Annotated in this window: 10 protein-coding genes; all 10 read right to left on the bottom strand. The window is 61.3% G+C overall.

The features are described from left to right. Positions 1–3: 3 nt before the first annotated feature. Entirely contained in the window at positions 4–1308 is a 1305-nt protein-coding gene (locus KI237_RS16880; RefSeq protein ID WP_212796224.1) for a hypothetical protein, read from the bottom strand. Between the two features lie 19 nt (positions 1309–1327). Next, positions 1328–2248: a hypothetical protein gene (locus tag KI237_RS16875; RefSeq protein ID WP_212796223.1), complete on the bottom strand. Its 921-nt coding sequence runs from the start codon at positions 2246–2248 to the stop codon at positions 1328–1330. A gap of 200 nt (positions 2249–2448) precedes the next feature. Next, positions 2449–4833: a hypothetical protein gene (locus KI237_RS16870; RefSeq protein ID WP_212796222.1), complete on the bottom strand. Its 2385-nt coding sequence runs from the start codon at positions 4831–4833 to the stop codon at positions 2449–2451. A 10-nt stretch (positions 4834–4843) separates the two neighbouring features. Continuing rightward, on the bottom strand, positions 4844–5986 hold the full coding sequence (locus tag KI237_RS16865; RefSeq protein ID WP_212796221.1) for a hypothetical protein: 1143 nt from the start codon (positions 5984–5986) through the stop codon (positions 4844–4846). After that, entirely contained in the window at positions 5965–7410 is a 1446-nt protein-coding gene (locus tag KI237_RS16860; RefSeq protein WP_212796220.1) for an alkaline phosphatase family protein, read from the bottom strand. The genes KI237_RS16865 and KI237_RS16860 overlap by 22 nt, the downstream gene beginning before the upstream one ends. Further along, positions 7400–8629, bottom strand: a complete 1230-nt coding sequence (gene eboE, locus KI237_RS16855) for a metabolite traffic protein EboE (protein ID WP_212796219.1) — start codon at positions 8627–8629, stop codon at positions 7400–7402. Before eboE ends, KI237_RS16860 begins: the two co-directional genes overlap by 11 nt. After that, positions 8626–9510 (bottom strand): TatD family hydrolase, encoded by an 885-nt coding sequence (locus tag KI237_RS16850; RefSeq protein WP_212796218.1) that lies wholly within the window; start codon positions 9508–9510, stop codon positions 8626–8628. Before KI237_RS16850 ends, eboE begins: the two co-directional genes overlap by 4 nt. A 37-nt stretch (positions 9511–9547) precedes the next feature. Further along, positions 9548–10321: an EboA domain-containing protein gene (locus KI237_RS16845; RefSeq protein WP_212796217.1), complete on the bottom strand. Its 774-nt coding sequence runs from the start codon at positions 10319–10321 to the stop codon at positions 9548–9550. Beyond that, the gene (locus KI237_RS16840; RefSeq protein WP_212796216.1) at positions 10318–11208 is read right to left on the bottom strand and encodes a UbiA family prenyltransferase; all 891 of its coding nucleotides are present in this window, start codon (positions 11206–11208) and stop codon (positions 10318–10320) included. Before KI237_RS16840 ends, KI237_RS16845 begins: the two co-directional genes overlap by 4 nt. Continuing rightward, positions 11205–13079, bottom strand: a complete 1875-nt coding sequence (locus KI237_RS16835) for a 3-dehydroquinate synthase (RefSeq protein WP_212796215.1) — start codon at positions 13077–13079, stop codon at positions 11205–11207. The genes KI237_RS16840 and KI237_RS16835 overlap by 4 nt, the downstream gene beginning before the upstream one ends. Positions 13080–13159: the final 80 nt, after the last annotated feature.

Here is a 13159-nt window from a genome sequence, read left to right as displayed (position 1 = left end):
GAGTTATTCCTCGTCCTTGATGGTTTTGCCGACAGGCGCATTGGCGAACTTGAACAGGTAGGAGTAATCGGATTTGTAGGGGCTCTTGACCGGCGTTGCCATGGAATGGCAGTTCATGCAACTGCTGTTGGGCTGGATGTAGCTTTCCATGGTCACGTTGGCCGAAAGGGCGGGGGTCGGCTGGCCCAGTGGGTTGCTGGGGTTGTCTGGCATCAGCGGGCGCTGGGTGGTGATGAGTTGGTAGTACTTCAGCACGCTGCGTTGCAGGTCCGGGTCGCTGCGGTAACGAGCGTTGACCTCGTTGGTGATCTCGGCGATCGGGGTGAAGCGGTTCAACGGGTTCGGGGTCTGGAAGGTGGTGCCAGGTTTGGGCACGCAGACCAGGTGCGCGCCCTGGGTCTGCCAGTCGCAGGGCGACTGGTTGAGCGTGGCTGGCGGGGCGCTGGAGTTGAAGTAGGAATAGGCCGTGCCGGAGGTCGGCTGGTCGACCCATACACCGTTCACCAATACTTTGGGCGGAACGTTGTCGATCTGCTCGAAGGTCGACCAGATCCACTGCGGATAACCGTTGACCTTGGTGATGACATGCAGCCCCACCAGGCCCAGGTAGGCCTCGGTGACACCGCTGCGCTGGCCTTGGTCGTCGAACGTGGCGACGCGCGCAAGCATGGTCAGGTAGCGGCTGGCATTGTCGTGGGGGGTGAGGATGCGCCAACTCGATTTGACCTCGATGACCCCATAGGGAAAGTTGATGTTGTTGGCTTTGGAAACCACATCGGCGTTATAGAACTGGTTGGCGACGATGTAGTTGTAGGAGGTCTCGTTGGCCGAGATGTCGTAGTAGGTCGGGTTGCCGGCCTGGTCGATCAGCCAGCCGCCGACAGCCTGGTCGACGGCATTGACCTGGGAGCTGTTCTTCAGCGCGGCGATGTTGATGATGCCCAGGCTCTTGGCAAGCTGCGGGGTGTTCCAGGGGCCTGGATCGACCCCCTGTGGCAGGAAGGTTTCTTCCACGGTCTTGTAGGTCTGCCAGACGGTGTAGCCAGGGTCTCCCGGTTGTTTGCTGCAGTCGGGATCACCTCGCTGCCCGGCCTGTGCGGGCCAGTTCACGGCGATGAACAGCTGCCAGCTGTATTGATCGAACAGGTCCTGGCTGGCGTTGGCCGCCGGTGCGGTGCTGGGCGGTTGGCAATTCAGGTTTGTGGCCTGTGCCCGTGGCATGGCTTGTTCCTGGGATTGCTCCAAGGCCAGGGCCGGAAGGCTGCTCAAACCCAGCAGGACCAAGGTGAAACGCAGTGAAGTGTTCATGGCGATTCTCCGTCATTGCTCAGGGTTTGCGCTGCATGAGCTTGTTCCACTGCGCCTTCTGGCCGTTGCTTTGCGAGGCCGGTGGCTCGAACAGTTGGCAGGGCGGCGGATTCGCCGGGCACATCGCGGCCACCTGCGCCCAGGTCTGGGCCGGGTCCGGTTTGGCGATGCGAAAGTGGGTGTAGTTCTGGCTGACGATGGGGGCATTGGCGACGCTGGTGTCACCGGAAAAAAAGAACGATTGGGGCTGCCGATAGGGCGGTTGCCCGGTCATTTTTTTGTAGAAGGCATAGCCGAACAGGATCGGCCCCTGGGGCGATTGAAGGTCCAGCGCGTAGGCCTGCACGCTGGCGTCGAGGTTTTTGCTGCGCTCGGCGCTGTAGGGCAGGTGCTGGATGAAGTCTTGTCGCGGCGGGTGATTCATCGGCGAAAACATGCAGCAGGCCGGCATGTCCTTGGGGCGATCCTGCGGGTAGGTCAGGAAGTAGGCCTTGTTGCCCAGGGACACGAAGGAGCAGGTGTAGTTGTTGTTCTTGATCGGGAAGATCGGCAGGCAGTACTTCTCATAGTGCTCCATCATCGCACCGAAACCGTCGCCATCGGCCGGAATATAGGCCGTGTCGTAGTAGCTGGTCCCGCGGGAGACGGTGTAGTCTGCCGGGTTCAGGGTGGAGGGCGGATTGCTGTAGGGCGGCGGATTTTTTTCATAGTTGTGCATCACCCGGTACATGGTCCAATCGCTGATCCAGAACGCCGGGAAAAACGGATCGGAAGGATCGCCCGGAGCGCGCTTGGCGATGCAGTTGCCGTTCTGTTCGTTGCAGCCCTCGGTGTTGTGCACGCCCATGGTGAAGTACACGGCACCACTGTCCTGGGCGAACAGAGGTGGGCTCAACAGCAGGATCAACAGCAACAGCCGGTTCAAGATACTGGTTTTCATAGGTCATTCCTTTGAAAAGTACCGAGTGACACTGTGGGGGCCGGTGAGATCCGGTGAGAGCCTGTGGGAGCAAAGCTTGCTCGCGATGAACGATAACGCGGTCATTCGAAAGACCGAGGCGCCTTCATCGCGAGCAAGCTCAGCTCCCACACAAGCTCGCTCCCACAGTGGTTCATCCTCCTTGGGTAGCAGCATTACGGTCAGAGGTTGTCGTAATCGCTCATCTTGAGTTGTTGTGGCGGATAGTTGCGCTTCACCAGCTTGTTGGCCCACAGCTCCAATACCGCACGGCGGCTCTGGGACATGTCACGGGTGATGGGCATCGAGAGCGTGCTTTCCTCCTGGTAGGGCTTGCTGATCAGCACGATCAGTTGGTCGATGGCGCCTTCCACTCGGGCCTGGGAGTTGAGCGGCATGTACTTGTTCATGATGGGGTACAGGTAATAGAAGGTCTGCAGGATGCGTGGGTAGAGGAAGCCCTCCCACAGCTGCGTGGCGGCGTTCTGATCCTTGTAGACGGTGTTCCAGTAGTTGATGAAGTCCTGTTGCAGCTGCACGTCCAAGGGCAGAACGCGGAGCGGGGCGAGGAAGTCGATGTAGGCTTGGGGCAGCGGGAAACTGAAGGGGATGACCGGGTCGCTGTCGCCTTCCTTGACGAAAAAACGCAAGGTCGGGAAGCCCGGGGCCACGGCCCTGAAACTCACCTGGGCGATGCCATTGGCGTCGGTGGTGGTCGTTACATAGGCGTAATCCACCTGGGTGGCGTGGTAGTCGTCCAGTGTCCCGGTGACGTAGACCCCAGCGTCGAATGCCAGGCAAGGGCGCAAATTGACCGCAATCGGTTTGCTCTCGCCGTTGAGGAAGTCCTGGTATCCGACCGGGGTGCTGGCCGGGCGATGCACGTTTTGCAGGGCGGTAAGCCGGCGGCCGCTGCCAGTGGCCAGGTAGTTCGATACTGAGGGCGCACCTTTGAACTGCGGCAGATTGGCATGGTTCAGGTTGAGGTCTGTCGGATCGTTGTAGAACAGCGTGAAGTTGGCCGCATTACTGAACGCCAAGTAGTAGTCGCTGGTGGTCACCATGTAGGGGTTGCCGTATTCCGCCACCCACAGCGTGGTATTGGCCGCCGGCTGACCATTTTTCTGCACCATGATGGTCAGTGTCTTGTGGTCGCCCACGTCGATGAAACTGCCGCTTTCTATGACCTCGGCGGTCCAGGTCTGTTGGGCGGCGGCGGTCACCGGTGTGGCCGGAGCCGGGCTCTTGCGTTGCAGTTCCAATGTACCCGACTGCAAGGCCTTCACTTTGTCGTCGTTGAGTGCGAAGTCCAGCAGGCCCGAGCGTTCATCGAAGGCGGACTGGCGGTACTGCTCGTAGCCGAAGTCGGCCACCGGAGTGAATTGATCACCCTCGCGTACACCCAATTGGTAGTCGCCAGCCTGGAATTTTTCTGCGGTCAGGATAGGCGCGGTGGGGTCCACCGGATAGAACGGGAAGGTATTGGTCAGATCCAACGACAGGGTGTTCCCGGTGACTTGGGCCGACACTACACCCAGTTTGGCCGGTGCGACATCACGAGGTGGGTTCATTTGAATGAGCGGCACGGGGGCGACGGGCACCAGGCGCAGGCCGGCGGGGGCGGTCGGGTATTCGTCAGCGAACCAGAGGCCCAGTGTAGCGGCGGTGCGGCTGTAGGCGGGGTTGAAGAAAATACCGGAAACGTTGTCCAGGCCCTTCTGATACATCGCTTGCAGGCGATCCGTATCCGAGGGGGCGTTGGAGCGGGTGTTGACGTATGGAAAGTCGTTGAAAACACCGTTTCTGTCGTAGCAGGTCAGGTAGGTGGAGAACCTGAACATCAGGCCCTTTGCTCCTTGCAGCTTCATCTGCTGCTGAAGGTTACTGAGCAGCGCCGAGTCGCCGATGACCCATTCCAGATTCTCCTGGGGAAAGCACGATTGCCAGGTGGTGGTGACATACACCAGGCCACCGAAGGCGCCCCAATTGAAATTCAGGAACCGGTCCATCATCCGATACTGCCGATTGAGGGTCAGGCCACAGGTGGCATCGCCCAGCATCAGCTTGTCGAAATACAATGCGGTGAAGGTGTTCTGCCATGGGCTGACGTCCACGAAGCGCGCTGCCGTCGGGGTGTTGCTGCCAAAGGGATTGCCAAGCAGTTGGTAGTCCCTGCCGATCAGTGCATCCTCGGTGATGTAGGTGTTGGCCTGCAGCTCGCCACCAATGATCGTTGAACGAGTGCCTTTGTAGCTCACCGTGCCGCAGGCATTGTCGCCAAACAGATCCCATTCGGCGGGCATGTACGGGTAGGTTTTCGGGTTGGCATTGGTCGGCACCTGCAGCACATAGATCGGCAGATCTTCCTTTTTCAGGGGCTTGATGGCCCAGGGCATCAGTAGGGTGGGGGCGTTCGTGGCGTTGATATCGAAGTGGCTCATGAACGGCCAGTTGATGTCCGCGTTGACCGCGTCATACAGCGGAAACACGTCGTTGTTGTTGGCCGTTGGTGGGTTCCAGAACATATGGCCGTTGAGGTAGATACGGGGAAAATTCAATACGCTCATGTCATGCTCCTTAGCGTTGCCACTGGGCGCGTTTCAGCGACCAGACAAAGTCCAGTTTTTTGTAGCCATCGAATGCCGAGGGCGGCAGCGGGGTGGTGGGATAGACGATGCCGCCCCCCTGGTTCAGAGCGAAATTGAAGTAGCCTTTGTCGTTCGAGTAGGCGGCGGTGCCGTGGCAGGCCAGGCAGGACGAGGTGTTCTGGAACGCCGATTCCAATTGTGAGTTGGCCAGTACCTGGGTGATGGGTTGGAACTCGACCCCGATCAACTCGTACTTCGACAGGGTCGGGTTATTGGCCTGGAAGCTGGCATTCACCGGCTTGGCGGCCGGCGTCGGCCCCGTGGTGTTGGTCATCGGCGCAGGCGGGGCGGCATTGGTGACGGTGTATTTACTGTTGTTGACGTTTTCGAAGGTGGTCCAGACCCAGTTGGCGTTCAGTTTGTTGACGACATGCAGACCGCTCAATGCCACATAGCCGACCTGGTAAGTACCGTCCTTCTGCTGGTAGTAGGCCTGGGCAATGTAGTAGCCATCGTTCACCAGGGTTTGTCGGTAGGTCGTGTCCGTGCCGATCCACAGCCACGCGGCTTTCAACTCCCAGGCGGTGGGTGGAAAGTTCAGGTCGTTGGCCAGGGCGGCCTGGCCATTCACGTTGTAGACCTGCTTGTTCACGATGTAATCGAACGTGTCCTTGCCCATCAGCAATTGAAAACGTACCGGGTTGCCCTGTTGGGCGTCGGGCACGGCACCGCCCATTTGCAGGATCAAGCCATCGACCTGTTGGGTGGCATTGATGTTATGGAAGGATCGGGACAGGTTCATGCCTTGTGCCTTGGCTTGCGTCACCACCGCGGCCGGGAGCGCCGCGGAGCTGTCATAGGTGCCCGGTGGCGCGCCGTTGGGCAGGTAGACCTGGTCCGAAGGCTTCATCAACTCCCACACGAGATTGCTGCTTTGCGCGGTGCTGGGTTGGTTCAAACAGACGAACCAGTTCCAGGCCATGGTCTCGGGACTCTGGGCAAACGCGGTCCGGGTCTGGTTGATGTCTGCTCCAAACTGCAGGAAGTTGTTGCAGTCGAAGTTGTTGGTGTCCTGTGCCTGGGCCAAACCGGCCAGGGCACTGAGAACAGTTATGGAAATGGCTCGCCGCATGGAAGCTCCTTGGCATTCGCCGTATCGGCATGAGGGCGCCCCCGGAAGTGTTCCAGGAGCAGTTGCTTCACCGCCGTGGCCGCAAGGTGCTGCGGCAACGACAGATCACAATTGGTGATGAGCAGCGGGCCGGTTTTCTCGCTCGTGGGCAGCCGTCCGTGGCTGCCGCGGACCAGGCGGGTGTCCAGCGGAATCAGGTCCATGTAGTAGCGAAAGCCGAGTTTTTTCTGAAGCAGGCGGCGCGCCACTTTCAATTTCGGGAAGCGAATGGCCGGGTCGATGAACAGTTCGAGTGGGTCGTAGCCTGGCTTGCGATGGATGTCCACGGTGCGGGCAAAGTCGGGGGCCTTGCGCTCGTCGAGCCAGTAGTAGTAATCGAACCAGTAACCGGCGGCGGCCACGGCCACCAGCTCGCCGCTGCGGGGATGATCCAGTTGCCAGGCCTGTTGTTCGGCTTTATCCAGTACCTGCTCGATGCCGGCCTGGCGTTGCAGCAGCGCCTTGACGCGAGGTATGTCGCGCGCCTGTTTAACGTAGATGTGTGCGACCTGATGATCGGCCACGGCAAACGCGGCACTGGCACCGGGATCGAGTAATTCCCACGTCAGCGATTGGCGTACCTGCAACAAGCCCTCGGTACGCAACAACCGGTTGATGGAAACGGATTGGGTGACGGCTTCGATCCCGTATTCAGACAGCAGCATCACTGCCGCGCCTTGCGCCTGGGCAAAGTCCAGCAGACGTCCGACCTCACTGTCGATGGCCCGTACCTCGTCGGCAATCGACGGGTGATCGGGCCCCAGGCGTTGCAGGCTGTAGTCGAGGTGGGGCAGATAGATCAACTGCAGGTCGGGTCGACTGAGCTGGAATTCGGCGATGGCGCAGTCGACGATCCAGCGGCTCGAGGCGATTCCGGCCGCCGGGCCCCAGAAGCTCGGAAAGGGAAACTCGCCGATTTGCTGTTCGATATGCTCGTGCAACCAGGCCGGCGTCGAATACAGGCCGAACATCTTGCGACCGTCGGCTGGATAATGCGGCCGTGGGGTAATGGCGGCGTCCACGTCGGCATACATGTTGTACCACCAGAACAACTGGCTGCAGCGAAACCCGGGGTACTGACGCTTGAGTGTCTGCCAGACTTTCTCCCCCTGGATCAGGGCGTTGGGTTGCAGCCAGAAACGCACTTCGGCCTGATCGCGAAAATACCAGCCGTTACCGACAATGCCGTGTTCCGACGGTGGCTGTCCCGTGAGGATCGAAGCCTGCACGGTCGAGGTGACCGCCGGGAACACCGGTTGCAACGTGGCCATCTTGGCCGTTTTCAACAGGGCATTGATGCAGGGCGTCGCGGCACCCAGCAGCGCGGGGGTCAGGCCGACCACGTTGATCAGCAGCAGCGGCTGGCGCGCAGGATCAGAGCGCATGGGCATGAGCCTTCAGCGCTTGACCTTGCAGCAAGCCGCGCTGCTGCAACTGATCCTCGACCCAATGCAACTCCGCCGCGATGCCCTGGAGTTGGGCGTGCTCGGTCGTGGGCCGTAGCTGGCTGGGCAGGACGCCCCAGCTGTAGGTTTCCACTTCCAGTACGGGGCGAAAATCCCCATGGTCGGCCAAAAAGTCGAAAGTTTGCGACAGGGCAATCTGGCTGCCGCTGAGTTCGGGCAGCAGCAGCTGTTCGCTGAACAGCGGAATGTGGAAGTGAATCCTCAGTTCGGGATGAGAGGCGCGGTTCTGCTCACAATCATCCAGGGCCGCGGGGAGGTCCGTCCAGGCCGATAACCGATGCTGCCCATCGCGGGCCTTCACTTGATGCAGGTAGGTGGGCTCGGCAAAACCGCTCAATGTCTTGAGCACCTGTTCGCGCCGGTGCTCGTCCTCAGGCAGGTGGCAAATCAATGCATTGGATAGCTGGATCTTGCCGATGGGGACCTTGGCCTGACGCAACCGGTCCAGTGATTGATAGCAGTCTTCGAACATCACGGCCTGGTGGCAAACGTCAAAGCACAGCGCCAGGTGTTCATGGTGCGGGTCCGTGGCTTGCCAGTGGCGAAAGAAGGCGATGGCCTGGTCGGTGTTTTCCAGCACGCAATCGGGCTCCATCTCCAGGCAGACCACGATCTTCTTGCCCGTCTCCTGTTGCAGCCGAGCCAACCCGGCAGTGAGCTCGCGCAGTTGATGTTCGGCACGCTGCTGCAGCGTCGGGCTCCAGTGGGCGGCATAGCCCAGCGGCAGGCTGGAGATCACCCCCTGGGCACAGTCTGCTGGCAGGGCCTGGGCGAGAAATCGAGCCAGGTCCAGGCTGTACACCAGCCGCTGCGGATCGGCCCAGTTGGGCAGGTAGACGTCGGCTTTCACCGCGCCCTGGTGAAATTGACCGTAGGGAAAGCCGTTGAGCGAGGTCAGGCGTAGCCCGCTGCGTTGCAATAGGTCGAGAAAATCCGCACGGGTCGGCGCCTGTTGGAGTTCGGCGGCGGCGAGGGCGCTGATCCACAATCCACTGTCCTGCATGTCGAGCCCGCGCAGTGTGCGTACGGTCTGGAAATGCCGTTCGATGGATGCGCGCAGCCCGCCCAGGTCATGGGTCGGGTGCACGTTGCTGCAATAGCCGATCTGCGTGGCGGTCCAACCCGTGCGGGTACTCATTTGATCACCGGTTCCTGGCCCCGCAGGGCGGAGTTGTCCTGCCACTGCCGCCGCTGATCGATGGGCAGGGGCGTGCTGACCAGGGCTTTGTCCAGCTGGCCGCTCTGGGCAAAAAAGTCCACCGGGTTGTGGAACAGCACTTGTTCGACCTGGGCTTCACTGAAGCCAGCGGCCAGCATCGCCTGGCCGGTCTTGGGCACCTTGAGCGGGTCGCTGATGCCCCAGTCGGCCGCGCTGTTGACCACCATTTTTTCCGTGCCGTACTGCTGGAGCAGCGCGACCATTCGCTGTTCCGACATTTTGGTATTGGGGTAGATGGAGTGACCGCGCCAGCAGTCGCTGTCCAGCACCAGGGGCAGGGTCAGTTCGTTGAGGTGGTCGATGATCACCAGCTGTTCGGCAATGCCGACCTCGCGAATGACGGCGAGCGTGCGCTTGGTGCCACCGATCTTGTCGCGGTGCGGGGTGTGTACCAGCACTGGCAGATTGAATTGCTTGGCCAGCTCCAATTGGGCGGCGAGAAAGCGATCCTCTTCCGGGGTGATGTCGTCGTAGCCGATTTCACCCACCGCCACCACGCCGTCTTTCACCAGGTAACGCGGCAGAATCTCCAGCACCTCATTGGCCACCGACAGGTCATTGGCCTCCTTGGGGTTCAGGCCAATGGTGCAGAAATGATGGATGCCGAACATGCTGGCGCGAAAACGTTCCCAGCCCAACAACGTGTCGAAATAGTCGATGAAGCTGCCGACGCTGGTCCTGGCCTGGCCCTGCCAGAAGGCTGGCTCGATCACCCCGGTGATGCCGGCGGCCGCCATGTTCTGGTAGTCGTCGGTGGTGCGGCTGACCATGTGGATATGCGGGTCGAAGTACTTGAGCATGGTGAATCCTCGTCAAAAAAGCGGGGGCGGTGGGGCATCAGTTCAGCGAAGCGTCGCCCAGGTGTTCGAGCCATTGCGCCGCCAAGCGTTGTTGCTGGCCCAGGCCGGTCAGGCGCTGCCGTTGCGCCGGGCTCAGCAGGTCGAAGGCGATCACGTGGGGCAGTCCGGCGGACACCGTTCGTTCGGCGGCGAGTTGTTCGTCCAAAAGGTCGAGGGCCAACTGGTTGAGGGTGACGCTTTGTCGTTGTGCCAGGCCGATCAGGCGTCGTACATCGAGGCCCATGCCCAGCGCTTTCAACACCAGTTGGTTAAAGGCCTGTTCGTTGTAGTGACGCGACGGGTAGGCCGTGTCCAGGGCGAGGGCGGCGAACACCTGGCTGTTGCTGGTGCGCCCGGCCTGGCGTGCAAGCTCCACGCACACCCCGCGACTATCGAGCCAGTCGAGGGCCTTCAAGGTGGCGACCTTTTCCTGGTCGTCGCCCCACAGGAACAACTGGTGCAGCAGGGGGACTTGCCCGGCGGCGGGCTGCTGCTCCAGCACCTGGGCCAGCAGCAACGCCCGCGCCAGCTGAACGTTGCTCCAGCCGTCGCTGCCCGGTTGCGCACGCTCCTTGAGGTTGCGCTTGCATTGACTGCTCATGAGCGCTGCGGTGTTGGCGTCTGGGCATCGGGCAAGCTGTTGCTGTGCCTGATGCCACCACAGCCGTTCGGTTTCATCGAGTTGGCCGATGAAAAGCTGGCGTTGTTCGTTCAGGCAGTCGTGGCGCATGTCGAGGGCCGCCGATGCCGCTGCAGTAACGTCCGTGTTCATGTGGGTTTGATCCAGCGTTGGAAATGAGGAAGCAGGAAAAACACCAGGACACATAACAGGCTGCCCAAGGGCTGGTCAGCCACGGCCAGCACCAGGGCATCGAACAGCGGCAGGGCTGCCAGGCCAGCGCCGATAAAGGCGCGGACCTGCCGTTGCCGAGGGTTGGCCAGGTTGTGCCAGTAATGCCAGCCCAACCAGCCAAGCCATAACAGCAGCACCGGCCAAAACCAGGCGCTGCCTGCATAGATCGCCAAGGCCAGTGGGCTCAGCATCAGGAGCAGGGGGAGGCGACTGATCAGTTGGTTGCGGTGTTCCTGACGGGCGAGGTAGGTCAGGCCGCTGATGTAGACGCCCAGCAAAATGGCGCAGAGCCAGATCGGTTCGGGTGGCGCCGCCAGACTGCCCGCTGCGGTGAGGTAGAGCGCCGAGCGGCAGGCCCCCATCAGCCAGACGCTGTGGGCGTATTTCTTGTGCAGCAGGTTGTAACCGAGAATGCAGCCCACCAACAGGGTGGCGCTGCCCAGCAGCCAGTGCGGCTGTTCGATCAACCGGCTCAGGCCCAGCAGCGAGGCGGCTGCCAGCACCAGCAACAACGCTGTGGCCAGTCGCACTTGCTGGCGGCTGACCAGGCCCAGGGTAATGGGGCGGGGGTTGTGGTGTTGTTGGTCCCAGTTGGCGTCCAACAGGTCGTTCAACAGCATGCCGGCCAGGTACAGCAGCGACAGTGCCGCCAACAGCAGGATCCACACCAGGGACGACGGTGGTGCCAGGGCCCCGGCGCTGCTGGCAAGCAGGGCGGCGGCCAAGGTGTTGGTCCACACCGTGGGCAGGTTGGAGACACGGCCGAGGGTCAGCCAGGTCTTGAGGTTCGGCGCTGTCTGGTTCATTGCGCACAGCGCTCGTTCAGGGTCAGCGCAAGATCGACTTGAGTGGACAGCCGCTGCAACGCCTGCTCCATTCGCGCGGTATCGATTTCATGCAAGTCCACCGACTCACCGATCCGGCTGAGCATGGGGATGGAAAGTTGCCCACCCAGATGCTGGCGGAACTCCTCCAGCCCCAGCAAAACCTGCGAGCGCCCCAGTGCATCTTTCAAGGTCAGCTCCGGCGGGTTCAGGCAGAAGCCGAGCTTGAGCAGCAGGTTCAGCACCCGTTCGGTGTCGCTGTCGCTCAACAGCCCCAGGGCATTGGCATAAAGTCCATCCAGGGCCATGCCCACCGCGACGGCTTCACCATGGCGCAGTCGGTGCTGACTGAGATTTTCCAGTTTGTGAGCGGCCCAGTGCCCGTAGTCCAAGGGGCGCCCGTTACCGCGTTCGAAGGGGTCGCCAGCACCGGTGATGTGCGCCAGGTGCAATTCGGCGCAGCGGCGGATGGCATAGCGGCTGGCCCCATGATCGAAGTGGGCGAGGGCGTCGGCCTGTTGCTCCATCCACTGGAAAAACGCCTGGTCCTTGATCAGTGCCACCTTGACCGCTTCGGCCAGCCCGGCGATCTGGTCGCGCCGGGTCAAGCTGGTCAGCAATTGAAAGTCGTTGATAACGGCGGTGGCGGGATAGAAGGCGCCGAGCAGGTTCTTCTGGCCGAAGGCGTTGATGCCGTTTTTCACACCGATACCGGCGTCGTTCTGGGCGAGCACGGTGCTGGGGATACGAATCAGGCGAATGCCGCGGTGGAAGGTGGCGCAGGCGTAACCCACCGCATCCAGCACCGCGCCGCCACCGAGGGCCAGCACATGGCAATGTCGGTCCAAGCCATGTTTCAGCATGTCGGTGTAGAGCCGCTGCAACACTTGCGAATCCTTGCTCGCCTCGCCGGCCGGGACCGCGATCGGCGGCGCCTGCAGGTGCAGGTCTGGAAAATGGCTGGCGAAGTAGGCGTTGATCTGTTCCAGCAGGTGCGGGGCGCTGTGCAGCAGTTGTTCATCGGCGAATATCAACACCGTGACCGGGCCCCTGTGGCCGGCCATGAGCTGGCGGTGCAGGCAGGGATTGAGCGGATCGAACACATGATCGGTGAACACCACCGGGTAGTCGTAGCTGACCTTGAAGCGCCCGTGTAAAGGTTGCTCCGCGTCGTGCCGGCGAAGGCTTTTGAACAGGCTGTAACCGGCGATGAACAGCCCGGGCAATACCATGCTGGCGAGCAGGGTCACCAACAGCGCGTTCTGCTCGACGAGAAAGGTGCCAATGGCGCTGTAGGCCAATGCGAGGCCGGCGTTGGCCAGGGTGGTGACCAGGATGAACGCGCGCAGTGGGTAGCGTTGCATGCCGGCGGCAACGACCGAGGTTTCCGCCAATACCGGGACGCCGCGCAGGCAGATCAACGACAGTGTGCCCAACCGGTAGGCCAGTTGCCCCGGCTGGCGTTGATGCAGGCCGAGGCGGCCGGACAGCAGGCGCAAATATCCGGCCCCCAGGGCGTAGCCCAGCCCGGCGCCCAGGCACAGGCCCACGAAAATCGCCAGGTAACCTCCCACGCTGCCGAGCATGGCCACGGCCAGCAGCGCGACCATGCTCGACGGCACCGGCAGCACCACGTCCAGCGCCAGCAGGGCGATCAGCAACAACGCCAGGTAGAGTTTCTGCGCGGGCGTCGAGGGCAGGTACAGGTTGAGATGGGTCAGGAAATCCTGGATCTGTTGTTCGAACAGCAAGAAGCTGGCGATCACCAGGGCTGAAAAACAAACCAACGACAGCCAGAAATGTCTGGCTGCGCTTTTTTGCGAGAGCAAACGATACCCACGGCCATGCTTCATCAAGCATCCCTCTTGTTGTTATTGACCGATTCCGTGTCAGTAATTGAAAGCAACGCCAAGTGTGTGTTTTAGGCCAATAG

The sequence above is a fragment of the Pseudomonas sp. St316 genome, from assembly GCF_018325905.1.
In the GTDB taxonomy this organism is placed as follows: Bacteria; Pseudomonadota; Gammaproteobacteria; order Pseudomonadales; family Pseudomonadaceae; genus Aquipseudomonas.
Note: the sequence above shows the minus strand (reverse complement) of the source record. Positions and strands in the feature narration are given on the sequence as shown.